Origin of the sequence: Rhizobium sp. BK619 (assembly GCF_014195245.1) — a bacterium.
GTDB classification, from domain to species: Bacteria; Pseudomonadota; Alphaproteobacteria; order Rhizobiales; family Rhizobiaceae; genus Rhizobium; species Rhizobium acidisoli.
In genome coordinates this window covers 147,668-172,062 of sequence record NZ_JACIBH010000003.1, presented here as the reverse complement: position 1 = coordinate 172,062, position 24,395 = coordinate 147,668, and the positions used below count along the sequence as shown (strand labels likewise).

Sequence of the window (24,395 nt, the reverse complement as noted above, 5' to 3'; positions counted from 1 at the left end):
TGCCGAAAATCCGTTCCTGAGGGCTGATTTTTAGACATCTCTGCCGCCTGGATGCCAAATTTCCAGCCAATCCACCGGCCATTCCGGGACGACGGAAACATTGGCGCCCGACCGGGGTCGCGGCCGATCCGTGGGGGAAAAACGGCTTGCCTATGCGGTGAAGCGACCGGCCACCGGCGGCTTCTTATAGCCGATCATCCAGAGAAGCAGCGCAATCACCAGGAAAACGGCAAAGGCAGGCTGCAGCATCAGCCACTGGAAGATGAAGGCATAGAAACGCGGGTGGATATAATAGGAAAGCAAAGATTGCAGCGATGTGAGGGTTGCCGGGCTGACATCCTGCCAGGCATCGGAGATCGGCGTCACCACCACCGAGGACGCCGCAACCGACTGGATCGAATCGATGGTCCCGGCAATAACGGCCGCCGCAAGCGCGACAAGGCTGGCCAGACGCAACAGGAAACGCATCAATTCCTCCGACGCTCGTTATGCCGGACAATCCCGGCCGGCCGCGCCATTCTCCACCTTGAGAATTACATAGTCGTCGATGGGGTGAAGCACAATGGACGGGCGGAGGCGAGTTTTATCTGAAGAAGTCAAAAAACTGTTAGATTTCGGTTGATCGACAAAAATTCATCGGTATATATCGCGCCGTTCCGACGATTTGCTCCTATCCAGGCGCGAACGCCCAAGAAGGACAGGTGGCCGAGTGGTTTAAGGCGCACGCCTGGAACGCGTGTGTACGTGAAAGCGTACCGTGGGTTCGAATCCCACCCTGTCCGCCATATCTCGCTAAAGCCGCGGATTCCTTCCTTCGCAGGGCCATGCCAGCCTTCGTGACGATCCATTGTGTATGGTAGCAGCCTCAACGCCTCTGCCGAGATTTCCCGGACTTGCAGATATTGGAATGCCCAGCGGCGGCTCAGCATGATCACGAAGCAACGCGTCGGCCCGAAGATGGGAATCTATTTTCGGGCCGACGCGTAGATTCAGAGTGTCACAGCGTCCTCTGAAAAGACATGCGGCGCTGTAGGCCCTATTCGAAAATTTCCGAGACGCTCGTCGCTGCGACCGCATTCATTTGACGTCCTCCGATAGGAGGCCGCGGAGCCTCGGAACTCAGCAGTTTGCGAGCCAGGACGATCGAAACGTAGCACAGGCCGAATATCGACGCCCATTGGCAAATCACCAGTACTGCCAAAGCGATGAGGTTCAGTTTTCCGTCCGAGAAGATGCTATCGGCTTCGTATGACATCGATGTTGCTGCCGTCATCAATATCAAAGCGCAGATGAAGGGCAGAAAAAGTCCGGCAAACAGCCGTAAAAAGGTGGGAACCAAACCGCGTTTCCCCCGGCTGAAGGCAGCTGAAAGCCCGCTTTTGGAGCCCGCAATTCCGGCAATGGGCCAGGTTCCGACAAGAGCAAGGAGCAGCGGAAGGATGATTGCGATCACAGCAAGACATAAGAGTAGAAATACGTTCTTTGATAGAGAAGCGGCGCCGAATGCGACAGGGCCACCAATCCCGATTCCCATCCCGACGAGCATGATAAGCAAATTCTTCCAAATGTAGCCACCAAACCCACGCATGCCGCTGGTCAGGTTTGAAACTTTCCCGTCTCCATTTAATATTGCATTCTGAATGAAGAATGCAAAAGACAAAGAAACGAAAAATTGCGCTGAATTACTTTTGTTTCCACCGCTGTAGTCATCAAAAGCGACCAGCGCGCAATTAGCTGCAACAACAATACACACAAAAGACAGATTACGCCTTACAAAGGAAATCGCTTCACCTAACATTGCACCTCTGCCATCCCTCGCCTCTGGATGGAAGATATCGTCATCAAAACATGGTGCTGTCAAACGTCGATCTTTCTTTTCAGCAAGTTCCAGTACCGAAACCCTGCAGAAGCCATCAATCGGCCGTATCGAGGTGTGGCGACGGTATCCGATTGACGCCCCGACAACCTGGGCAAGATTCCTGATTTTTTACCATGCCGCTTCACCGCGTCTTTGCACGTTTGGGTTCATCTTTCTGCCAAACTAAAAAACGGAGATTAAACAGGTGGAAGAACTTTCGGTAAAGTCGAAGATCATCAAATCGGTCTATTTCAGCCAGGACGACGGGCGGCTGAGGATTTGTTTCAAGAATGGCGAGGAGCGTCTGTTCGATGGCGTTCCCTCCTCGGAAGCTCATGCGATGGCGGTCGCGCCATCTCCCGGCCATTATTACCTGGACCGGATCAGAACCCGGTTTCGGAGATTGGCTGCCTGAACGCCTGAGAGAGCAACCGGGTCGCCTCGAACTGAGACGACATCGGTGGATAGTAACCGTTGGTTAACTCTGGCAATCATCATGATTGGATCGGGGCAAGTGGAAAGCGGCATCTGTCGATGCTGCCGGTTTTCGAGATTCGGTCAGCCGGGAGGCTCGGTGGCGGACCCCAGCCAGGAAGCCGGGCCTCCCCGTCATGCTAGCCGCGATCGGATGATCCTGACGGGAATCCGCCGGGGATCGTGGAAAACTAGCAAATTGGAGCTAATCCTGTGAAAAACTCGAATTATCGCATCCGGACTCGACAATGCTTTATTAGGATGATTGCATAAAGCCTTCGAAGGAGACCGGGGGTGATGATGTTCGAGACTCTGCTTGAGATGCAGGAGCGTGGCGTACGGGACCGTGCACGTGGCCGCAGCCTGGCCGACAATCCGATGTCGAAGCCGGATATTCTGCCGATCACCGATTTCCAGGAATGGTATTCGATGTTCGACGCCTGGCGCTTCGGCTGGTCGATCGAGGATGCGATGGCCGGGCAAAACAATGCGCCACGGGATGGCGGCGCATTGTCGCTCGCCTACACCAGAACGGTCTGATCGATCCTGTCCTCAGCGCCGAAGAATTTCAGGTAGCGCTCGACCTCTGACGGGTCACCCGTCGCCTTCTGCGGATTGTCGGAGAGTTTTACCGCCGGACGGCCGTTGGCGTCGCTGACCTTGCAGACGACCGAGATCGGGTTGAGGCCGGATATTTCGATCGGCGCACAGCCGGAAAAATCGTTGGTCAGGTTCGTGCCCCAGCCGAAGCTCATGCGCACGCGGCCTTCGAAATGCCGGTAGGTATCGATGATGGCGTCGACATCGAGACCGTCGGAGAAGATCAAGAGTTTCTGGCGCGGGTCGCGGCCCATCTTCTTCCACCAGTCGATGATCTTTTCGCCACCTTCGATCGGCGGCGCGCTGTCCGGGCGGAAGCCTGTCCAGTCGGCCACCCATTCCGGCGCGTCGCGCAGGAAGGCCGCGGTGCCGAAGGCATCCGGCAGGACGATCAGAAGATTGCCGCCATAAAGCTTGTTCCAGTCGCGCAGGATCTTGTAGGGCGCATTGCGCAGCTGCTCGTCGGTTTGCGCCAGGGCGGCAGCCACCATCGGCAATTCGTGGGCATTGGTGCCGACCGCTTCGAGATCGGAATCCATCGCCAGCAAGACGTTGCTGGTGCCGGTAAAGGCCGGGCCGATGCCTTCCTTCAGCGCTTCGACGCACCAACGCTGCCAGAGGAAACTGTGACGGCGGCGGGTGCCGAAATCGGAGATACGCAAGCCCGGCAGTTCCTTCAGCCGTTCGACCTTCGACCACATCTTCGCCTTGGCGCGGGCATAGAGCACATCGAGGGTGAAGGGACCAAGCGCCCTCATCGCCGAGCGCGAACGCAGCTCGTTGACGATGGCGAGCGCCGGGATCTCCCACATGGTGGTTTCCTTCCAGGCCCCGTGGAAATCCAGCACATATTGCCCGTCTTTCTTCGACAGCTCGTATTCGGGGAGCTGAAAATTGGAAAGCCAGGCGAGGAATTCCGGCTCGAAGATCTGGGCGCGGCCATAGAAACTGTTACCCGCCAGCCAGATCATCTCTTTCTTGGCGAGTTTCAGCGTGCGGGCATGATCGAGCTGTTCGCGCAATTCGCCTTCGTCGATCTCGTCGGCAAGGCGCACGCGCTTGGTGCGATTGATGAGAGTGAAGGACGCGTTCACGTCGGGATAAAGCTTCCAGATCATCTGCAACATCAGAAGCTTATAGAAGTCGGTATCGATCAGGCTGCGAACGATCGGATCGAGTTTCCAGGCGTGATTGTAGACGCGTCTTGCAATATCGGTCCTGGCCATAAAATTCCTGCCCCTGTCCACTCCGGTCAGGTGCTGCCAAATTCCCGGCTATTGCCAAGTCCGGGCCGGCGCACGAACCGGCTCGTGCGCCTTCTTATCGAAAAATCGACAGACAAAGTCCAGATAAAACAACAGCACCCCGCGGCGCAAATGGCGGCGGGATGCGAGAGATCATTTACCAAATGCTTATTGGGCCGGCGCTGCGGGTTGGGCCGGTGCTGCAGGCGTGACACCAGGGGCGGCCGGCGTCGTGTTTTGGGTCTCGGTCGGAACTGCCGTGCCTTTTTGCAGCGTCGGCGCAGATGTCGTATCAGGCTGCTGCGACTGCAGCTGCTGGCCGGGCTGCCGTGGCGCCAACTCGTTTGCTTCGCGCTTGCCCCAGATCTCGACCGGGATCCAGACCACGAAAGCCAGCACCAGCGCGGCGAGCAGCACCAGCAGGATGCGATAACCCGTACGCCCCTGCCTCGCCTTCACCGGCGGGATCTGCTCTTCCCTGTGAAGCTTGCCGTCAGACTTTTCCCAGCGTGTTTCCGTCTGATGCGCCATCATCGTCTCCTTCCGCTGTCTTGACGAACCGATCCGGCCCGAGAATTCCACAGGGAAACGGGTGGCTGTCTGGAAGGTTCCGGGGGCCCAAAGCGCGTCGCACTTAACTTGATTCATGCGACGCGCTTTAGCTCTTTGTTTTTGTGCATGTCGTTATCCGGGAACCGCTGCACACTTCCCGGCGACATGCATTAGAACAGGTGATTTTAGGCCCGGTTGGCCTAAAATCTGAATCCTGTTCTACATTAAAGAGTTAGAGCATGATGTCGCCCGAAAACCGCGCACACTTTTCGGCATCATGCTCTAGTAGCCGACGGCGCGGTCGACCACGAATTGCAGCGGTTCGCCGCGCTCGAAACGGGCGATCTGCGTCTCGACATGGCGGAACAGCGCGTTTTCTTCGGAGACCGCCGCGTCGTGCGGCGTGATGAAGACGTTCTCCAGTTCCCACAACGGGTTGTCGAGCCCAAGCGGCTCCACCTCGAACACGTCGAGGGAAGCGCCGCCGAGGGTGCCGTCGCGGATTGAAGAAACAATATCGGCTTCGACCTGGCTCCTGCCGCGGCCGGCATTGATGAAGACCGGACGCCCGAGCGCGCCGTTGCGACGCAGTTTTTTGAATAGCCCGCTATGATAAAACCCTGTCGTCTCAGGGGTTAGCGGCAGGAGGCCGACCAGGATGTCGGTGCTTGCCAGGAAGCCGTCCAAGGCGCCGGCATCGAAGGTTTCGACGCCGTCGATCTGCTTGCGGGTGCGCGACCAGCCGATGACGTTAAAACCCATCACCTTCAGCTTGGCGACCGCATCCAAGCCGAGAATGCCAAGGCCCATGACGCCGACCGTCACCTCCGCCGCCTCCGGCGCGATCAGCTTGGCCCATTGGCGCCGCCGCTGATGGATATCATGGGAATATTGAGCACGCAGATGCATCAGGCATTGCATGACCACCCATTCGCTCATGCGGGTCGTCAGGCTGCGGTCGACGAAACGGACGATCGGGATCTCGGGCAGGCCGTCCATGCCGATGATATGGTCGACGCCGGCGCCGCCGGAGAAGATCACCTTGAGGTTTGGCGCCCGCGCGAAAAGGTCGGCATCCGGCTTCCAGAGAAGCGCATACTCGGCCTCGCGGAGATCACGCTTCCGATCGGCGGGATCGGCAAGATTGATGCTGCCGCGATCGGAAAAGGCCGTCTTCAGCACCCTGGCGACGCCTTCGGGATTGAACTTGATATCGACGAGAATGGGAGGACGTGCGGACATGATCTTCTTTACTGCTGGACGGCTGATGTCGGCACCGCCTCGATGTTGAAGGCGGCGGCCATCAGCGCTCTGGTGTAATCATCCTTCGGCGCGCGGAAGATTTCAGACGACGGGCCCTGCTCCACCACTTTGCCGAAACGCATGACGATGACGTCGTTGGCAAGCGCCTTCACCACTTTCAGGTCGTGGCTGATGAAGAGATAGGCGAGATCATGCTTCTGCTGCAGATCGCGCAAGAGATCGACCACCTGCGCCTGCACGCTCATGTCGAGCGCCGAAGTCGGCTCGTCGAGCATGACGAAACGCGGCTTCAGCACCATGGCGCGGGCGATCGCGATGCGCTGGCGCTGGCCGCCGGAGAATTCGTGCGGATAGCGCCAGCGGGTCAGGGGATCGAGGCCGACTTCCTCCAGTGCCCAGCAGACGCGCTGATCACGTTCCTCCGCCGTCAAGGATCGCTCGTGCACCTTCAGCCCTTCGGCGATGATATCGCCGACCGACATACGCGGGCTGAGTGAGCCGTAAGGATCCTGGAAGACGATCTGCAGCTGGTTGCGCAACGGCCGCATCTCGCTGAACGAATAGCCGGCTATATCCTTACCGACAAAGGCGATCCGGCCTTGCGAGGAAATCAGCCGCGTGAGCGCCAGGCCGAGCGTGGTCTTGCCGGAACCGGACTCGCCGACGACGCCGAGCGTCTGGCCGGCGCGCAGCGAAAGGTCGATGCCGTCGACCGCCTTCACGTGATCGACAACGCGGCGCATCAGCCCCGCCTTGATCGGGAACCAGACACGGATGTCCGAGCCTTCCATCACCACCGGCTTCGAGGAATCGGCCAGCGGCGGCTCGCCGCGCGGTTCGGAGGCGAGGAGGTGGCGAGTGTATTCGTGTTTCGGATTGGCGAAAACCTCCTCGACCGTTCCGGTCTCGACGATCCTGCCCTTGGTCATGACGCAGACGCGATCGGCGAATTTGCGGACAATGCCGAGATCATGGGTGATGAACAGCATCGACATGCCGTGCACGGCCTTCAGCTGCCGCAGCAATTCGAGGATCTGCGCCTGCACGGTGACGTCGAGCGCAGTGGTCGGCTCGTCGGCAATCAGCAGTTCCGGCCGGTTGGCAAGCGCCATGGCGATCATGACGCGCTGGCGCTGGCCGCCCGACAGTTCGTGCGGATAAGCCTTCAATCGTTTTTCCGGCTCGCGGATGCCGACCTGGTTCAACAATTCCAGCACGCGCTCCCGCGCCGCCTGGCCGCTGAGGCCCTGGTGCAGCGCCAGGATCTCGGCAATCTGCTTCTCGATCGTATGAAGCGGATTGAGCGAGGTCATCGGCTCCTGGAAAATCATGGTGATGTCGTTGCCGCGGACTTCCCGCAGCACCCGCTCCGGCGCCTTCAGAAGGTCCGTACCCTTGAACAGGATCTCACCGGAGGGATGGCTTGCCGAGGGATAAGGCAAGAGCCGCAGGATCGAATTGGCCGAGACCGACTTGCCGGAGCCGGATTCGCCGACGAGCGCCACGACCTCGCCCTTGGCGATATCGAAAGAGATGCGATCGACGGCGAGCGAGGTCTGGCCGCCCTGGTGAAAGGCAACCGAGAGATCGCGGACGGAAAGGAGCGGTTCTGTCATGTCACTCATTGAAACGTCTTCCTCGGATCGAAGGCATCGCGCACGGCTTCGCCGATGAAGATCAGCAGCGACAGCATGATCGACATGGCGAAGAAGGCCGTCAGCCCGAGCCAAGGAGCCTGCAGGTTGGACTTGCCCTGAGCGATCATCTCGCCGAGCGAGGGGGAGCCCGGCGGCATGCCGAAACCGAGGAAATCGAGCGAGGTCAGCGTCGTGATCGACCCGGAGAGGATGAAGGGCAGGAAGGTCAGCGTCGCCACCATGGCGTTCGGCAGCAGGTGGCGCCACATGATGGTACGATTGTTGACGCCGAGGGCGCGGGCGGCGCGGACATATTCGAAATTGCGGGCGCGCAGGAATTCGGCGCGCACCACGCCGACGAAGCCGACCCAGGAAAAGAGCAGCATGATGCCGAGCAGCACGAAGAAGCCGGGCGGCAGAATGGCGGCGATGATCAGCAGGATGTAAAGCACCGGCATCGACGACCAGATCTCGATGAAGCGCTGCAGCAAGAGATCGGTCCAGCCGCCGAAATAGCCCTGCACGGCGCCTGCCGTCACGCCGATGATCGCCGAGCAGATGGTCAGAGCCAGGCCGAAGAGCACCGATATGCGGAAACCGTAAATGACGCGCGCCAGCACGTCGCGGGCCTGGTCGTCGGTGCCGAGCCAGTTGAGATTGCCGAGCGTGCAGGCAGGATCGTTCACCCCTTCAGGATAACCGGAGCACCGCTCCTCCTTGCTCATCAGCCAGAAGGGGGCGGTCGGCGCCGAATGCGGAATGTTCGAGTTGACCGAGCGGTAGGAATAGCGGATCGGCGGCCAGACCATCCAGCCATTGGCATTGATCTCGTCTGCGATCACCGAAGATCGGTAGTCGGTCTCGGCGAGAAAGCCGCCGAACTTCTCCTCTGGATAGTCGACCAGAACCGGAAACAGGATCTCGCCCTTGTAGGAGGCGATGATCGGCCGGTCGTTGGCGAGGAATTCGGCAAACAGACTGAGGATGAACAGCAGCAGGAACAGCCACAGCGACCAGTAACCGCGGCCGTTCGCCCGGAAATTCTGCCAGCGGCGAATGTTGGTCGGTGACAGCAGGCCCTTGCGCGGCCGCTTGACGGGTGTTGCGACAGCAGGATTTGCGGCGGCGTCCATCAGACATCCCTCCGCTCGAAATCGATGCGCGGATCGATCCAGGTGTAGATCAAGTCGGAAACCAGGCTGACGACGAGGCCGAGCAGCGAGAAGATATAGAGCGTGGCGAAGACGATCGGGTAATCCCGGTTGACAACCGAGAGGTAGCCAAGACGGCCGAGACCATCCAGCGAGAAGATGTTTTCGATCAGCAGCGACCCGGTGAAGAAGGCGGAGATGAAGGCGCCGGGAAAACCGGCGATAATGATCAGCATGGCGTTGCGGAACACATGGCCGTAAAGCACCTGCCGCTCATTCAGGCCCTTGGCGCGGGCGGTGACAACATACTGCTTCTTGATCTCCTCGATGAAGGAGTTCTTCGTCAGCAGCGTCGTCGTGGCGAAGGCGGCGAGCGACAGCGAGATCAGCGGCAAGGTGAGGTGCCAGAAATAATCGAGCGGCTTCTGCCACCAGGCCAGTTGGTCGAAATTGTCGGAGACCAGGCCGCGCAGCGGAAACCAGTCGTAGAAAGAGCCGCCGGCGAAAAGCACGATCAGCAGAATACCGAACAGGAAGCTCGGCACGGCGTAACCGACGACGATGACGCCCGACGTCCAGACATCGAAGGTCGATCCATCCTTGATCGCCTTGCGGATGCCGAGCGGGATGGAGATGGCATAGGAGAAGATCAAGATCCAGATGCCGAGCGAGATCGACACCGGCAGCTTCTCCTTAATGAGATTGAGCACGGAGGTATTGCGGAAGAAGCTCTCGCCGAAATCGAAGCGGATGTAATTCCACATCATCTCGCCGAAACGCGTCAGCGGCGGCTTGTCGAAGCCGAACTGCTTTTCGAGCTTGGCGATCAGCTCCGGATCGAGCCCCTGGGCGCCGCGATACTTGGAGCCTTCGTCGCTGCCGCCGCCGCCGAGAAGATCGCCACCTCCGGAAAGGCGCTGGTCGGCACTATCGGCCTGACCGGTCAATTGCGCGATCACCTGCTCGACCGGGCCGCCGGGGGCGAACTGAATGACGATGAATGAAATCGCCATGATGCCGACAATGGTCGGGATCATCAAAAGCAGGCGACGAATGACATAAGCGCCCATCAGCTTTCAGCCTCCGGAAATTTCATTCTTGTCTGCCCGCCGTCCAGTCCAATGCCGCTCAATCCGCCAGCCTTCCCTTGCCGGCCCTGCCGGCGTGTCGTGATTCGTTCGTGCCATTTGGAGCCCACGGCCCCTGCATTGCAAGCCCGCTCATTTTGCCGAGGCGGACCACCAGGCTTCCGGGAAACCCAGTCCATAGGTCGGGAAGTCGGTGGGATGCGTAATCGTGTTCCAATAGGCGAGGTTATAGGTATCGCGATAGAACAGCGGGATGACGTAGTGGTTTGCCAGCAATACGCGATCCATTGCCTTGATCGCTGCGACCTGTTCCGCACGATTGGGTGCGAAGATGATCATGTGGATGAGCTCATCGACCGCCGGATTGGCGATGCCCGCATAATTGTGGGAGCCCTGCTGGTCGACCGAACCCGACCCCCAATAATCTGCTTGCTCGTTGCCCGGGTTCATCGTCTCCGCCCAGACATTCCAGATCATGTCGTAATCGAAACTGCGTTCGCGGTTGACGGCTTGCGAGGCGTCGACTGTGCGCACCCGCGCATCGATGCCGATTTTCTTGAGATTGTTGGCATAGGGCACCGCCCAGCGCTCCAATATGGGGCTCGACAACAGGATCTCGAAACTCATCGGTTGACCGGTCTTGCCATTGACCATCCGATTGTTCTTGATCTCCCATCCGGCTTCTTTGAGCAATGCAATCGCCTTGCGGAGGTTGTCGCGGCTTTTCTGCGGATCGCCCCCGACCGGATTGGTGTAGGGCGTCGTGAACACCTCAGGCGGAACCTTGTCCTTCATGGCCTGCAGTATTTCCAGTTCACGCCCCTGCGGCAGGCCGGAGGAGGCGAGTTCGGTGTTCCAGAAGTAGCTGTCGATGCGCTTGTAGCTGTTGAAGGCAACGGTCCGGTTCAGCTCCTCGAAATCGAGGCCGTAATTCAGCGCCTCACGGACCCGTTCATCCTTGAAAAGGTCACGCCGCATATTGGGCACGAGCGCTTGCAGGATACCGGTGGAGCGCAGCGGATTTGCAACCTCTTCTTTCTTGACGCGTCCTTCCTTCACTGCAGGAAAATCATAACCCGTCGCCCAGCGGGACGCCGTTGTCTCCTGCCAGAAGTCACTATTGCCGGCGCGAAAGGCTTCGAACTCGACATCGCGATCGCCGAAATAGGTGTAAATGACGTTGCGGAAATTGTTCTGGCCGACATTCACATTGAGATCCTTGCCCCAATAATCGTCGCGCAGTTCATAACGGATCGTCGCGCCGGACGAAAAGGATGCGATCTTATAAGGCCCCGATCCCATCACAGGCTCAAGCGTCGTCTTTGAGATGTCGCGCGGCTTGCCGTCCGGCCCCTGCCCCTCCCACCAATGTTTCGGCACGATCACCAACTGGCCGAGAATATTCGGGAGCTCGCGATTGTTCTTTTCGTCGAAGGTGAAAGTGACGTCGCGATCGCCCGTCTTTTCGGCCTTCACCACGTGCCGGTAATAGTTCGCGGTGGCAGCGTTTAATTCCTTCGTCTTATCCAGACTGAAGATGACGTCGTCGGGCGTTATCGGCTGGCCATCCGCCCATGTCGCTTCCTTGCGCAGGCGAAAGGTCGCGCTTGAGACGTCATCCGGATAGGACAGCCCCTCGGCAAGCAGACCATAGGAGACAAGGAGCTCGTCATCGGTCGGCTTCATCAACGTGTCGTAGACGAGCGAGAGCCCTGCCGCTATCTGGCCTTTGGCAAGGATAGGATTGAAGGTGTCGAAAGCGCCGCTTGCAGAAAGGCGCAGGTCTCCGCCTTTTGGGGCATTGGGATTGACGTAGTCGAAATGCGCAAAGCCCGGCTTGTACTTCATCTCACTGATGACGGAACTGCCGATCTGAAACGGCTGGTCCTGACCCGTTGCGGTCATGGGCGCCAAGACACCCGCAAGCGATACAAACAAACCGATCTTCGACCACAAAGCCGCCATTCACGCTTTCCCCTCATTATTGGTGGGTTCGACAATACGAAAAATACAGGCGAAAAACAGGTGAGAGTTTGGTTTTTGCCGGACTCGCGAAAATTTGAGCCATTGGCGTCGCGACCCTCGCAACTTGCGGTGCAACGCTGCGGCGATCCGTCACCGTTGCCTGCTATCCCCGCCAGCCAAAACATCGATTCACCAAAATCACTTTTCACGATAGATTCGAACGCAAATCACTTCTCAAGGAAACAGCATGGCTTTCGGCTTCGCTCAGGCTTTCAGGACATTCGGCAAACTGACGCTTGCCGGCGCAATCGGCGCGAGCCTTGCCGCCGGCGATGTCGGCGCCGAGCAAAAGACGCCGAGCCCCGGCAGCGCCAAGGGCCAGTTCGGCGCCGTCGGCCTGCCGACGCAGGGACCGGCGCAGCCGATCGGATTTTACGCCAAGGGCTGCATGACGGGTGCGGTGGCGCTGCCGGCCGACGGGCCGACCTGGGAGGCGATGCGGCTTTCGCGCAATCGACGCTGGGGCAATCCGGCGATGATTTCGCTGCTCGAACGTCTTTCACAGGATGGGGTCAAATATGCCGGCTGGCCGGGCCTTCTCGTCGGCGACATAGCGCAGCCGCGCGGCGGGCCGATGTTCAACGGTCATGCCTCGCACCAGATCGGCCTCGATGCCGACGTGTGGTTCACGCCGATGCCGGCGCGCCGCATGACGGCCAAGGAGCGCGAGGACCTGCCCTTCACCACCATGCTGCAGAAGGACAAGTTCCTGACCGTCGACCCCAATGTGTGGACGCAATCGCGGGCGCGGCTGCTGATGCTGGCGGCAAGCTATCCCGAGGTGGAGCGCATCTTCGTCAACCCGGCGATCAAGAAGAAGATGTGCGACACCTGGACGGGCGACCGCACCAACCTCGGCAAGCTTCGGCCGGAATACGGCCATGACTCGCATTTCCACATCCGCATCAAATGCCCGGCCGGTGCGGCCGGATGCACGCCGCAGGCGCCTGTTGCCGCCGGCGACGGCTGCGACAAGTCGCTCGCCTGGTGGTTCACGCCGGCCCCCTGGGCGCCGCCGAAACCGCCGAAGCCCGGTGCCAAGCCGCCGAAGCCGCCGCGCGAGATGATGGTGTCCGACCTGCCGAAAGCCTGCGCCGCCGTGCTCGATGCCGCCTCCGTCACCTCGACGCAGGCCGCCACCTATGGCGGGCCCTCCGCCGCAAGCGCGCTGACTGCCGCTCCGGCAGCAGAGCCGGCCGCCGATCCCGATGAGGCACTGCCGGATGTCGGCCCGGTTCCGAACGACAAGCCGTCGATCCAATGAGAACGGCCGAGGCGGAGGAACAGTGGGCTGTCTTTCAAATCGCAAACTCTTGGTATAGAAGCGGTCAAATCGATTGAATTGCTTGGGCGGAGATAGGATTCATGGCCGGCGGCAAATGCCTTGCATTGATTGCGCATGACCAGAAGAAAGACGACATGGCGGCGTTCGCCCGCGCCCACAGCGACATTCTCTCCCGCTGGAAGATCGTCGCCACCGGCACGACCGGCGGGCGCGTGCTCGACGCCGCCCCGGATCTCGACGTCACAAGATTGAAAAGCGGACCACTTGGCGGCGACCAGCAGATCGGCGCGCTGATTTCGACCGGCGAGGTCGGAGCCCTGATCTTCTTCGTCGACCCGTTGACGCCGATGCCGCACGATGTCGACGTCAAGGCGCTGATGCGGCTCGCCATCGTTTACGATATTCCGATGGCGCTCAATCACGCGACCGCTATAAAACTTCTTCCCACACTCGAAGCCTGATCAGCACGGAACCGGCCATGCCAAAACCGAACCACAGCACCGCTCCGCTGCCTTTCCCGATCCTGATCGGCGATATCGGCGGCACGAATGCCCGCTTCTCCATCCTGACCGACGCCTATGCCGAGCCGAAGCAGTTTCCCAACGTGCGCACGGCGGATTTCGCCACGATCGACGAGGCGATCCAGCAAGGGGTGCTCGACAAGACCGCGGTGCAGCCGCGCTCGGCGATCCTTGCCGTCGCCGGCCCGATCAACGACGACGAGATTCCGCTGACCAATTGCGACTGGGTGGTGCGGCCAAAGACGATGATCGAAGGCCTCGGCATGGAGGACGTGCTGGTCGTCAACGATTTCGAGGCGCAGGCGCTCGCAGTCGCCGCCCTTTCGGATGAGAACCGCGAACGCATCGGCGACGCCACCGGCGACATGATCGCGTCGCGCGTCGTGCTCGGACCCGGCACCGGGCTCGGCGTCGGCGGGCTGGTGCATGCCCAGCACAGCTGGATCCCGGTTCCCGGCGAAGGCGGCCATGTCGATCTCGGACCGCGCAGCAAACGCGACTATCAAATCTTCCCGCATATCGAGACGATCGAAGGGCGCGTGTCGGCCGAGCAGATCCTTTGCGGGCGAGGCCTCGTCAACCTCTACCATGCCATCTGCGTGGTCGACGGCATCCAGCCGACCATGAAGGATCCCGCCGACATCACCTCGCACGCGCTTGCCGGCAGCGACAAGGCGGCGGTCGAGACCGTCTCGCTGTTTGCCACCTATCTCGGCCGGGTGGCGGGCGACATGGCGATGGTGTTCATGGCGCGCGGCGGCGTTTATCTATCCGGCGGCATTTCGCAGAAGATCCTGCCGGCGCTGAGGAGGCCGGAATTCCGCTTGGCCTTCGAGGACAAGGCGCCGCATACAGCACTGCTTCGCACCATCCCGACCTATGTGGTGACGCATCCGCTGGCAGCGCTTGCCGGGCTTTCCTCCTACGCCCGCATGCCGGCGAATTTCGGCGTCTCGACGGAAGGCCGCCGCTGGCGGCGCTGAGCCCGGCGGGCGCGCTACCCGGGCGGGCGGCGCTCTAGCCAAACCAATCCCAACTCTTTATAGAGCCGGCAAAAGTACGCGTCGCACCCTGCGCCGCGTTTGGCGCGAGACAGGAAACCCGATATTTGGAAGCGGCGGAAAGCAGAACGCAAAGCGTCAGCAGCGATACCGTAACCGGCATCCTCAAGCGCATCATCGCTGAAAACGGCCGCGACCATCTCTGGGGCTATGTCTTTGCGATTGCCTGCCTGATCGTCGTGGCGCTTTCGACGGCGTTTACCGCCTGGATCATGCGGGCGATCATCGATGAGGCCTTCGCCAACCGGCGCGCCGACGTCGTCTGGATCATCTGTCTTTCGATCTTCATCGCCTTCGTGCTGCGCGGTTTTGCGAGCTACGGCCAAGCGGTGGCGCTGTCCAAGGTCGGCAACGATATCGTCGCGCGTTACCAGCGCCGGCTTTATTCGCATCTGATGACGCTGTCGGTCGGCTTCTTCAGCGAGGCGCGCTCAGCCCATATCGCCGCGCAGGTGAGCCAGAACGTCAGCGGCATCCGCGACGTGCTCAACCTGACGATCACCTCGACGGTGCGCGACCTGCTGACCTTCGTGTCGCTGCTCGCGGTGATGATCCTCCAGGATCCGTTGCTCAGCCTTGCGGTGTTCATCATGGCCCCGCCGCTGCTTTATGCGCTCCGCTATGTTTCCAAGCGGCTGCGCTCGGCGACCCGCGAGGCGGTGCATTTGAACAGCCACGTTCTCGGCGCCATGCAGGAGACGATCCAGGGCATCGCCATCGTGAAAGCCTTCACGATGGAAGACGAGCTGGAACGCAAGGTCACCAAGCTCATCAAGGGTGCTGAAAACAGGGCGAACCGGATTGCCCGGCTTTCCGAACGCACCTCTCCGCTGACCGAGAGTTTCGCGGGTTTTGCCGTTGCCAGCGTGCTGGCCTATGCCGCCTACCGCTCGATCTACTACAATGTGCCGCCAGGCGCCTTCTTCTCCTTCGTCACGGCGCTGCTGCTTGCCTATGATCCGGCCCGCCGGCTTGCCCGCCTGCAGGTGCAGATGGAGCGGGCCGTCGTCAATGCGCGAATGATCTACGAACTGCTCGACATGGAGCCGCGCCAGCGCGACCTGCCGGATGCCCAGCCGCTGACGGTGACGCAAGCCCGGATCGAATTCCGCAATGTTTCCTTCGGCTACGGCAGTGAGAGCGTGCTGAGCGGTGTGAGCTTCATCGCCGAGGGCGGCGCGACCACCGCGCTGGTCGGTCCTTCGGGGGCCGGCAAATCCACGGTCATCAACCTCATTCCGCGTTTTTACGATCCGCGCGAGGGCGAGATCCTGATCGACGGGCAGGACATCGCCCACATCACCAAGAAATCGCTGCGCCATCAGCTCGCCTATGTCTCGCAGCAGCCCTACCTGTTCGAGGGCACGATCCGCGACAATATCCGCTATGGCCGGCCGGAAGCGAGCGATGCCGATGTGGAAGAAGCGGCCCGGCTTGCCTATGCACATGACTTCATCGCAGCGCAGCCGCAGGGTTACGACACGCCGGTCGGCGAAAACGGCGTGACGCTTTCCGGCGGCCAGCGCCAGCGGCTGTCGATTGCGCGCGCGCTGGTGCGCAATGCGCCGATCCTGCTTCTCGACGAGGCGACGTCTGCGCTCGATACCGAATCCGAAGCGGCCGTGCAGAAGGCGCTCGACGAGGCGATGACCGGGCGCACCGTCGTCGTCATCGCTCACCGGCTTTCGACCGTGGTTCGCGCCGACAAGATCGTCGTCATGCAGCAGGGCCGCGTCGTCGAGGAAGGCAATCACGAGACGCTTGCGAAGGTCAGCGACGGTCTTTACGCTCGCCTCAACAATCTGCAGAGGCCTTCGGCCTCCGATTCAAACTGACCTGGTGAGACTGACATGAGCGATGCTGCGATGAAACTGGTGGTGGTTGGCGCAGCCGGGCGCATGGGGCAGACACTGATCCGGCTCATCCATTCCATCGAGGGCGCGACGCTGCATGCGGCGGTCGAGCGCACCGGCTCGCCCTTTATCGGCAAGGATGCCGGCGAGATTGCCGGTCTCGGCCCGAGCGGCATCCTCATCGGCGACGATCCGCTCAATGCCTTTCTGGATGCCGAAGGCGTGCTCGATTTCACCTCGCCGGCCGCGACAGCGGAATTCTCGGGGCTGGCGGCGCAGGCCCGCATCGTCCATGTCGTCGGCACGACCGGCTGTTCGGCCGACGACGACGCCAGGATCGCCGCGGCAGCCCGTCATGCCCGCATCGTCAAGTCAGGCAATATGAGCCTCGGGGTCAATCTTCTCAGCGTGCTCGCCGAACAGGCAGCGCGGGCGCTCGATCCTGATGACTGGGATATCGAGATCCTGGAAATGCACCACAAGCACAAGGTGGATGCGCCGTCCGGCACCGCCCTTCTGCTCGGCGAGGCCGCGGCCAGGGGGCGCGGGATCGATCTCGCCTCGAAATCCGTGCGGGTGCGCGACGGCCATACCGGCGCCCGCGAGGCGGGCACGATCGGTTTTGCGACGCTGCGCGGCGGCTCCGTCATCGGCGAGCATTCGGTGCTTTTCGCCGGCGAAGGTGAAATCGTCACCCTGTCGCACAGCGCTGCCGACCGTTCGATCTTTGCGCGCGGCGCCATCAAGGCAGCACTCTGGGCGCGCGACAAGAAGCCGGGTCTCTATTCCATGCTCGACGTGCTCGGGCTTTCCCCTCAATAACGACATATCGGAGGCATATTCATGAGCGGTACCCTCGTCCTCGTTCGCCACGGCCAGAGTGACTGGAACCTGAAGAATCTCTTCACCGGCTGGAAGGATCCCGATCTGACGGCGCTCGGCATCGAGGAAGCCAATGCCGGCGGTAAGGCGCTGGCCGAATACGGAATCAAATTCGACGTCGCCTATACCTCGGTGCTGGTGCGCGCGCAGCACACTCTGAAGCTGATCCTCGACAAGGTCGGCCAGCCCGATCTGCCGACGATCCGCGACCAGGCGCTGAATGAGCGCGACTATGGCGATCTCTCCGGCCTGAACAAGGACGACGCCCGCGCCAAATGGGGCGAGGAACAGGTGCATATCTGGCGCCGCTCCTATGACGTCCCGCCGCCCGGCGGCGAAAGCCTGCGCGACACAGGCGCTCGCGTCTGGCCGTACTATCTGACGGAAATCCTTCCGCGCGTCCTGCGTGGCGAGAAGGTGCTGGTTGCCGCACACGGCAATTCGCTGCGCTCGCTTGTCATGGTGCTCGACAAGCTGACCAAGGAAGGCGTGCTCGCCCTCAACCTCGCGACCGGCGTGCCGATGGTCTACAAGCTGAAGGCGGATTCCACCGTCGCCTCGAAGGAAGTGCTCGGCGACATGTCCGGCGCACACTGAATGCAATTGCCTTCCCTGTTCCGACAGGGAAGGCTGTTCTCAAAGCGCGTCGCGTCAAACTTGATTTATGCGACGCGCTTTAGCTCTTTGTTTTACGCATGTCGTTGCGGCAAAAGCGCTTCGCGCTTTGCCTGGCAAAAGCGCTGCACACTTTTGCGCGACATGCTTTAGTTCTCGATGGTGAACTGCACCCGGTCGGCCGCAAACCGGCTGATCGAGTATTGCACCGGCACACCGTCGAGATCGGTGTTCATCGCCTTGGCGATCAGAAGGATCGCGCCGGGGGTCAGTTCCAGATCGGCGAGATCCGCCGTGTTCGCATGGGCGGCCGTCACTTCGGTCGTCGCACGGACATAATCCGACAGGCCAAGATCGGCGAAGGCCTTGGTGATCGATTCGCGCTTGCGATAGGCCTCGCCGATCCCGGCGAAGCGTGCGGCGGGAAACCAGCTTGTCGCCTTTGAAACCGGCCGTTTGTCGGCCTGGCGCAATGTTTCCAGCCGGATCACCTGCTCCCCCTGCTTCAGACCCAGCCAGCGGGCCACCTCGGCGCTGGCTTCCTCCTGCACCTCATCGAGCAGCAGGCTGCGCATCTCGCGCGCCTGGTCGCCGATGCCTGAAGTGAAGCGGGTGCGCCGGGTGATCGGGAAATTCAGCCGCTCCTTGCGCTCGATCAGCGTGCCGCGACCTTGTACCGCACGGACGATGCCTTCCTGCGCCAGCGCCGCCAGGGCGCTGCGCACCGTATGGCGGTTGACGCCGAATTGCAGCGCCAGGACCGTTTCCGGCGGCACCATTCCGGTTTCGTCATAGGTACCGTTGCCGATCGCCTCGCGAATCCGGTCAGCGATCTGACGCCAGAGCGCCACGCCGGTCTGCCTTTGCACCTGTTTCAATCCTGCCATTCGTTCCCGCCATTTCCCGCGCCCGATGTCACACGCTTGTCACGACACCGATTTAGGACTAAACATAGCTTGTATGGTTGTCTATATCAATAGACATTTTAAGGAAAGCGGCAATGATATCAGCGGACAGGACAGACGCTGCGTCACAGACGGCATCCGGGCGCAAACGCGCCGCCGATCTGCTGGCGCGCGCGGAACGCAGCGAACTCTCGGCGGTCTGGGATGCTTTGCCGGAAAAGCCCGCAACGCATCCGGTGCGCGGACCCGAGACCGGGCTGGTGATGGTCCGCGGCCGCATTGGCGGCGGCGGTGCTCCCTTCAACCTCGGCGAAGTGACGGTGACCCGGGCCACGGTCCGGCTCGACTCCGGCTCGATCGGCCATGCCCAGGCGCTCGGCACCGATCGCGAGAAGGCTCAGCTGGCAGCGATCTTCGATGCGCTCTGGCAGGAAGAGGCGACGCAGGATTTCGTCGAACAGGCATTGCTCTTGCCGATCACTGAGCGGATCGCCACAGCCGAACGCCGCAAGGCGGACGAGACGGCGGCCACCCGCGTCGACTTCTTCACCATGGTCAGGGGAGACAACTGATGGGCCTGAAGACAGAAGCCTTGACCGGCGGCTTTGCCGAGCCGGTCTTCGACGCCCAGAGTGTCTTCAAGATGCTGATGGACGGCATGGCCCGCCCCGGCACGATCCAGACCGTGCGGCCCGATATCGCGCCGCCTCTGCCGCTCGGCATCGCCGCCGGCACGATCGCTCTGACGCTTTGCGACCACGACACATCGGTCTGGCTTTCCCAGGGGCTGGCGAAATCGGCGGTGCCGGAATGGCTCGGCTTCCACACCGGCGCGCCTTTGACCACTGAGAAGGCCGAGGCACGCTTTGCGTTCACGGAAGCCGGCATCCCGCTTTGCCCGTTCAGCCTCTTCGCCTCGGGCACGCAGGAATATCCCGACCGCTCGACGACGCTCGTCATCGAACTTTCCGCACTCGAAGGTGGACGCAGGCTGGCGCTGATGGGTCCCGGCATCCAGAGCGTGGCTGAGATCGCGCCTGTCGGCCTACCAGAGACCTTCCTGCGGCTCTGGACCGAGAACCGCGCGCTCTTCCCGCGCGGCATCGACATCGTGCTGACATCGGCGACACGTTTTCTCTGCCTGCCGCGCACCACCAAGATCACAGCAACGGAGATCTGAGCTCATGTATGTTGCCGTCAAGGGTGGCGAGGCCGCCATCGCCAATGCCCACCGCCTGCTCGCCGACCGCCGCCGCGGCGACCGTTCGCTGCCGGCAATCGGTATCGACCAGATCGTGGCGCAGCTGGCGCTCGCCGTCGACCGAGTCATGGCCGAGGCTTCGCTTTTCGACCGCACGCTCGCAGCACTCGCCGTCCGCCAGTCGCGCGGCGATATGATCGAGGCGATCTTCCTGCTGCGCGCCTATCGCACCACGCTGCCGCGCTTCGGCTATTCCAGGCCGCTCGACACGGCTGATATGACAATCGAACGACGGATCTCGGCGACCTATAAGGATCTGCCGGGCGGCCAGCTTCTTGGACCCACCTTCGACTATACCCACCGCCTGCTCGATCCCTCGCTGCTTGAGGACGAGGCGGTCGAGGCGCCCGCCCAGCGCGCCGCAGAAACCGGCCGCGTCATGCGGGTCTCCGAGATCCTCGCCGAGGAAGGCCTGATCGAGGCCGACGGCGACATGCCCGAAGATCACGAGATCGGTGATCTCACCCGCGAGCCGATGGAATTCCCGATGACCCGCGATATGCGCCTGCAGGCGCTCGCCCGCGGCGACGAAGGTTTCCTGCTGGCGCTCGGTTATTCCACTCAGCGCGGCTATGGCCGCAACCACCCCTTCACCGGGGAAATCCGCATCGGCGAGGTCGAGGTGGAATTCGATGTGCCGGAACTCGGCTTCGCCGTCTCGCTCGGCGTGATCCAGGTCACCGAGTGCCAGATGGTCAACCAGTTCAAGGGCTCCGCCAAGGCGCCGCCGCAGTTTACCCGCGGCTACGGCCTGGTCTTCGGTCAGAGCGAGCGCAAGGCGATGGCGATGTCGCTGGTGGATCGCGCATTGCGGGCTGAAGAGCTCGGCGAGGATATCACCGCGCCGGCCCAGGACGAGGAATTCGTCATCTCCCATTCCGACAACGTCCAGGCGACCGGCTTCGTTGAGCACCTGAAGCTTCCGCATTATGTGGACTTCCAGGCCGAACTCGATCTCGTCCGCCGCATGCGCCGTGAATTCGAAGCCGCCCGCAGCAGCGGCCAAGACATGAAGGAAGCCGCCGAATGAGCGATCTGGCCAGCTACAACTTCGCCTATCTCGACGAACAGACCAAGCGGATGATCCGCCGCGCCATCCTGAAGGCGATCGCCATTCCCGGCTACCAGGTTCCCTTCGCCTCGCGCGAAATGCCGATGCCCTATGGCTGGGGCACCGGCGGCGTGCAGGTGACGGCCTCGATCATCGGGCCGGATGACGTGCTGAAGGTCATCGACCAGGGTGCCGACGACACGACGAACGCCGTTTCCATCCGGGCTTTCTTCCAGAAGGTCGCCAATGTCGCGGTGACGACGCGAACCAGTGATGCGACGATCATCCAGACGCGCCACCGCATTCCGGAAGAAAAGCTTAAGGACGGCCAGGTGCTCGTCTATCAGGTGCCGATCCCCGAGCCGCTGCGCTTCCTCGAGCCGCGCGAGACCGAGACCCGCAAGATGCACGCGCTCGAAGAATACGGCTTGATGCATGTGAAACTCTACGAGGATATCGCCCATAACGGCCGGATCTCGAGGACCTATGCCTATCCGGTGAAGGTGCATGGCCGCTACGTGATGGACCCGTCGCCGACGCCGAAATTCGACAATCCGAAGATGCACATGTCGGACGCACTGCAGCTCTTCGGCGCCGGACGCGAGAAGCGCATCTATGCGGTTCCGCCCTATACCGACGTCGTCAGCCTGGATTTCGAGGACTATCCCTTCGATATCCAGCGCTTCGACAAGCCCTGCGCCCTCTGCGGCGGCGAGGATGTCTATCTCGACGAAGTGGTTCTCGACGACAAGGGCGGGCGCATGTTCGTCTGCTCCGACACCGATCACTGCGAAGACCGCCGCGCGCAAGGGCATGCCGGCGAAATGCTGGCCCGGGAGGCTGCAGAATGAGCGATATCCCGCTTCTCAAAGTCCATGACGTTTCGAAATTCTACGGCAACCGCATCGGCTGCCGCGACGTCTCCTTCGATCTCTGGCCGGGCGAAGTGCTTGCCATCGTCGGCGAGTCCGGCTCCGGCAAGACGACGCTGCTGAACTGCCTCTCCACCCGGCTGCTGCCGACCACCGGCAGCGTCGAATATCACATGCGCGACGGCAGCTACCGCGATCTCTACCGCATGAACGAGGCCGAGCGGCGCTTCCTGATGCGCACCGACTGGGGCTTCGTGCACCAGAACCCGGCCGACGGCCTGCGCATGGCGGTGTCGGCCGGCGCCAATGTCGGCGAACGGCTGATGGCGATCGGCGACCGGCACTACGGCAAGATCCGCGCCTCGGCGATCGACTGGCTGGAACGGGTCGAGATCGATGCCGACCGCATCGACGACCAGCCGCGCGCCTTTTCCGGCGGCATGCGCCAGCGCCTGCAGATCGCCCGCAACCTCGTCACCGGCCCGCGCCTGGTCTTCATGGACGAACCGACAGGCGGTCTCGACGTCTCGGTGCAGGCCCGCCTGCTCGATCTGGTGCGCGGCCTCGTCAACGATCTCGGCCTCTCGGCGATCGTCGTCACCCACGATCTCGCCGTCGCCCGCCTGCTCTCGCACCGGATGATGGTGATGAAGGACGGCTACGTCATCGAACACGGGCTCACCGACCGGGTGCTCGACGACCCGCGCGAACCCTACACGCAGCTGCTCGTCTCCTCGATCCTGCAGGTCTGAGCAGTTCAAAGTTCCACAGCGTCCTTTGCGCATCTTTCGAACGCGCGACGCCGTTGGTCCGAAACCAGGAAAGAAGACATCATGCCAACGCCCCTCGTCGTTTCCGAAGTCTCGAAAAGCTTCACCATGCACCTGCGCGACGGCATCCGGCTGCCCGTCGTCTCCAATGTCGCCTTCTCGGTCGCTTCAGGCGAATGCGTCGTGCTCGGCGGTCCGTCGGGCGTCGGCAAGAGCTCGCTACTGAAGATGATCTACGGCAATTATGCCGTCGACACCGGCCAGATCCTCATCCGCCACGACGGGCGCATCGTCGATCTCGCTGCCGCCGATCCGCGCACCGTGCTCCATGTGCGGCGTCATACGCTCGGTTACGTCAGCCAGTTTCTGCGCACCGTGCCGCGCGTCGCGGCGATCGACGTGGTCGCCGAACCGCTGGTGGCGCGCGGCGAGGAAGCCGGCACGGCACGGGAAAAGGCGGGCGCCCTGCTTGCCAGGCTCAATCTGCCGGAGGCGCTCTGGCAGCTTCCGCCCGCCACCTTCTCCGGCGGCGAGCAGCAGCGGGTCAATATCGCCCGCGGCTTCATCACCGAACACAGAATCTTGCTTCTCGACGAACCCACAGCCTCGCTCGACGCCCGCAACCGCGCCGTCGTCGTCGGCATGATCGAGGAGAAGAAGAAGGCCGGGGTCGCCCTTCTCGGCATCTTCCACGACGAGGAAGTGCGGGAAGCCGTCGCCGACCGCATTCTCGACGTTCAGCTTTTCTCTCCCGGAAAGATCGCCGCATGAACCGCAAGCTGGGTATCGAGCCCTATATCCACGACACGGCATCCGTCAGCGATTCCACCTTCGGCCACTATACCGAGGTCTCGGAGCGCTGCCGCATCAGCGAGGCGACGTTCGGCGACTATTCCTACATCATGCAGGACGGCTCCGTCTGGTGCGCGACGATCGGCAAGTTCGTCAACATCGCCGCCACTGTCCGCATCAACGCCACCAACCACCCTACCTGGCGCGCGACGCTGCACCATTTCACCTATCGCGCCGCCGACTACTGGCCGGACGGCGATATGGAGGAGGACTTCTTTGCCTGGCGGCGCGCAAACCGCGTGACGATCGGCAACGACGTCTGGATCGGCCATGGGGCAACGATCCTGCCCGGCGTCAGCGTCGGCAACGGCGCGGTGATCGGCGCCGGCGCCGTCGTATCGAAGGACGTCGCGGCCTACTCGATCGTCGGCGGCGTGCCGGCCAAACCAATCCGCGAGCGCTTTCCGAAAGAGATCGGCGAACGCATGGACAGGCTTGCCTGGTGGGATTGGGAGCACGACCGGCTGCGCCTGGCGCTGCAGGATTTCCGCAACCTGAGCGCGGAAGATTTCCTGGCCCGACACGGCGGCTAAACCTCAGATATAGGCCTGGAGAATTGTGACACGAACTACACA

At 61.6% G+C, this 24,395-nt stretch carries 25 protein-coding genes and 1 tRNA gene; 16 read left to right on the top strand and 10 right to left on the bottom strand.

Annotation, left to right across the window (positions count from 1 at the left end):
- Nucleotides 1-150 precede the first annotated feature (150 nt).
- On the bottom strand, nucleotides 151-468 hold the full coding sequence (locus FHX14_RS06510) for a hypothetical protein (RefSeq protein ID WP_054182156.1): 318 nt from the start codon (nucleotides 466-468) through the stop codon (nucleotides 151-153).
- Between the two features lie 227 nt (nucleotides 469-695).
- On the opposite strand from FHX14_RS06510, the gene FHX14_RS06505 reads away from it, so the two are divergent.
- A tRNA-Ser gene (locus FHX14_RS06505) sits at nucleotides 696-785 on the top strand.
- Between the two features lie 251 nt (nucleotides 786-1,036).
- On the opposite strand, the gene FHX14_RS06500 is transcribed toward FHX14_RS06505, so the two are convergent.
- Nucleotides 1,037-1,798, bottom strand: a complete 762-nt coding sequence (locus FHX14_RS06500; RefSeq protein ID WP_184376613.1) for a hypothetical protein — start codon at nucleotides 1,796-1,798, stop codon at nucleotides 1,037-1,039.
- Between the two features lie 265 nt (nucleotides 1,799-2,063).
- Here FHX14_RS06500 and FHX14_RS06495 point away from each other — a divergent pair, with 265 nt between their 5' ends.
- Nucleotides 2,064-2,273 (top strand): KTSC domain-containing protein, encoded by a 210-nt coding sequence (locus FHX14_RS06495; RefSeq protein WP_184376612.1) that lies wholly within the window; start codon nucleotides 2,064-2,066, stop codon nucleotides 2,271-2,273.
- 359 nt (nucleotides 2,274-2,632) lie between these two features.
- Complete coding sequence (locus FHX14_RS06490; protein WP_184376805.1) at nucleotides 2,633-2,872, top strand: CrpP-related protein; 240 nt, start codon at nucleotides 2,633-2,635, stop codon at nucleotides 2,870-2,872.
- On the opposite strand, the gene pncB is transcribed toward FHX14_RS06490, so the two are convergent.
- From pncB to FHX14_RS06455, 7 genes are all read right to left on the bottom strand, one after another.
- A complete protein-coding gene (pncB, locus tag FHX14_RS06485) occupies nucleotides 2,854-4,158 on the bottom strand; it encodes a nicotinate phosphoribosyltransferase (RefSeq protein ID WP_184376611.1) in 1,305 nt (434 codons plus the stop codon). The genes FHX14_RS06490 and pncB overlap by 19 nt on opposite strands.
- A 186-nt stretch (nucleotides 4,159-4,344) precedes the next feature.
- Nucleotides 4,345-4,710: a hypothetical protein gene (locus tag FHX14_RS06480; protein WP_184376610.1), complete on the bottom strand. Its 366-nt coding sequence runs from the start codon at nucleotides 4,708-4,710 to the stop codon at nucleotides 4,345-4,347.
- A gap of 300 nt (nucleotides 4,711-5,010) precedes the next feature.
- Complete coding sequence (locus FHX14_RS06475; protein ID WP_184376609.1) at nucleotides 5,011-5,970, bottom strand: glyoxylate/hydroxypyruvate reductase A; 960 nt, start codon at nucleotides 5,968-5,970, stop codon at nucleotides 5,011-5,013.
- A gap of 8 nt (nucleotides 5,971-5,978) precedes the next feature.
- Nucleotides 5,979-7,616, bottom strand: coding sequence for an ABC transporter ATP-binding protein (locus FHX14_RS06470; protein ID WP_184376608.1), 1,638 nt, complete (start codon nucleotides 7,614-7,616; stop codon nucleotides 5,979-5,981).
- Nucleotides 7,613-8,761: an ABC transporter permease gene (locus FHX14_RS06465; RefSeq protein ID WP_184376607.1), complete on the bottom strand. Its 1,149-nt coding sequence runs from the start codon at nucleotides 8,759-8,761 to the stop codon at nucleotides 7,613-7,615. The genes FHX14_RS06470 and FHX14_RS06465 overlap by 4 nt, the downstream gene beginning before the upstream one ends.
- Entirely contained in the window at nucleotides 8,761-9,849 is a 1,089-nt protein-coding gene (locus tag FHX14_RS06460; protein WP_003589260.1) for a microcin C ABC transporter permease YejB, read from the bottom strand. The genes FHX14_RS06465 and FHX14_RS06460 overlap by 1 nt, the downstream gene beginning before the upstream one ends.
- A gap of 150 nt (nucleotides 9,850-9,999) precedes the next feature.
- Nucleotides 10,000-11,832, bottom strand: a complete 1,833-nt coding sequence (locus FHX14_RS06455; RefSeq protein WP_184376606.1) for an extracellular solute-binding protein — start codon at nucleotides 11,830-11,832, stop codon at nucleotides 10,000-10,002.
- Nucleotides 11,833-12,079: 247 nt separating this feature from the next.
- On the opposite strand from FHX14_RS06455, the gene mepA reads away from it, so the two are divergent.
- The 6 genes from mepA to FHX14_RS06425 all read left to right on the top strand — a co-directional run bounded on the left by mepA (nucleotide 12,080) and on the right by FHX14_RS06425 (nucleotide 18,091).
- On the top strand, nucleotides 12,080-13,156 hold the full coding sequence (gene mepA, locus FHX14_RS06450) for a penicillin-insensitive murein endopeptidase (RefSeq protein WP_184376605.1): 1,077 nt from the start codon (nucleotides 12,080-12,082) through the stop codon (nucleotides 13,154-13,156).
- A 101-nt stretch (nucleotides 13,157-13,257) separates the two neighbouring features.
- The gene (locus tag FHX14_RS06445; RefSeq protein WP_003589264.1) at nucleotides 13,258-13,638 is read left to right on the top strand and encodes a methylglyoxal synthase; all 381 of its coding nucleotides are present in this window, start codon (nucleotides 13,258-13,260) and stop codon (nucleotides 13,636-13,638) included.
- A 17-nt stretch (nucleotides 13,639-13,655) separates the two neighbouring features.
- Nucleotides 13,656-14,681: a glucokinase gene (locus FHX14_RS06440; RefSeq protein ID WP_183694498.1), complete on the top strand. Its 1,026-nt coding sequence runs from the start codon at nucleotides 13,656-13,658 to the stop codon at nucleotides 14,679-14,681.
- 125 nt (nucleotides 14,682-14,806) lie between these two features.
- Nucleotides 14,807-16,594 carry an ABC transporter ATP-binding protein gene (locus FHX14_RS06435; protein WP_012559530.1) on the top strand — a complete coding sequence of 596 codons (1,788 nt, stop codon included), beginning with the start codon at nucleotides 14,807-14,809 and terminating at the stop codon, nucleotides 16,592-16,594.
- 15 nt (nucleotides 16,595-16,609) lie between these two features.
- Entirely contained in the window at nucleotides 16,610-17,434 is an 825-nt protein-coding gene (gene dapB / locus FHX14_RS06430) for a 4-hydroxy-tetrahydrodipicolinate reductase (protein WP_184376604.1), read from the top strand.
- A gap of 21 nt (nucleotides 17,435-17,455) precedes the next feature.
- Nucleotides 17,456-18,091: a 2,3-bisphosphoglycerate-dependent phosphoglycerate mutase gene (locus FHX14_RS06425; protein WP_003589269.1), complete on the top strand. Its 636-nt coding sequence runs from the start codon at nucleotides 17,456-17,458 to the stop codon at nucleotides 18,089-18,091.
- Nucleotides 18,092-18,258: 167 nt separating this feature from the next.
- On the opposite strand, the gene phnF is transcribed toward FHX14_RS06425, so the two are convergent.
- On the bottom strand, nucleotides 18,259-18,996 hold the full coding sequence (phnF, locus tag FHX14_RS06420) for a phosphonate metabolism transcriptional regulator PhnF (protein ID WP_012559527.1): 738 nt from the start codon (nucleotides 18,994-18,996) through the stop codon (nucleotides 18,259-18,261).
- Nucleotides 18,997-19,109: 113 nt separating this feature from the next.
- Here phnF and phnG point away from each other — a divergent pair, with 113 nt between their 5' ends.
- The 7 genes from phnG to FHX14_RS06385 all read left to right on the top strand — a co-directional run bounded on the left by phnG (nucleotide 19,110) and on the right by FHX14_RS06385 (nucleotide 24,353).
- Nucleotides 19,110-19,586: a phosphonate C-P lyase system protein PhnG gene (phnG, locus tag FHX14_RS06415; protein ID WP_184376603.1), complete on the top strand. Its 477-nt coding sequence runs from the start codon at nucleotides 19,110-19,112 to the stop codon at nucleotides 19,584-19,586.
- Complete coding sequence (phnH, locus tag FHX14_RS06410) at nucleotides 19,586-20,194, top strand: phosphonate C-P lyase system protein PhnH (RefSeq protein WP_184376602.1); 609 nt, start codon at nucleotides 19,586-19,588, stop codon at nucleotides 20,192-20,194. Before phnG ends, phnH begins: the two co-directional genes overlap by 1 nt.
- Before the next feature lie 4 nt (nucleotides 20,195-20,198).
- Nucleotides 20,199-21,305, top strand: a complete 1,107-nt coding sequence (locus tag FHX14_RS06405) for a carbon-phosphorus lyase complex subunit PhnI (RefSeq protein ID WP_184376601.1) — start codon at nucleotides 20,199-20,201, stop codon at nucleotides 21,303-21,305.
- On the top strand, nucleotides 21,302-22,177 hold the full coding sequence (locus FHX14_RS06400) for an alpha-D-ribose 1-methylphosphonate 5-phosphate C-P-lyase PhnJ (RefSeq protein WP_179613340.1): 876 nt from the start codon (nucleotides 21,302-21,304) through the stop codon (nucleotides 22,175-22,177). The genes FHX14_RS06405 and FHX14_RS06400 overlap by 4 nt, the downstream gene beginning before the upstream one ends.
- Nucleotides 22,174-22,950: a phosphonate C-P lyase system protein PhnK gene (gene phnK, locus FHX14_RS06395; RefSeq protein WP_003589280.1), complete on the top strand. Its 777-nt coding sequence runs from the start codon at nucleotides 22,174-22,176 to the stop codon at nucleotides 22,948-22,950. The genes FHX14_RS06400 and phnK overlap by 4 nt, the downstream gene beginning before the upstream one ends.
- 81 nt (nucleotides 22,951-23,031) lie before the next feature.
- A complete protein-coding gene (gene phnL, locus FHX14_RS06390) occupies nucleotides 23,032-23,739 on the top strand; it encodes a phosphonate C-P lyase system protein PhnL (RefSeq protein ID WP_012559522.1) in 708 nt (235 codons plus the stop codon).
- Entirely contained in the window at nucleotides 23,736-24,353 is a 618-nt protein-coding gene (locus tag FHX14_RS06385) for a DapH/DapD/GlmU-related protein (protein ID WP_184376600.1), read from the top strand. Before phnL ends, FHX14_RS06385 begins: the two co-directional genes overlap by 4 nt.
- The last annotated feature ends 42 nt before the right edge of the window (nucleotides 24,354-24,395 follow it).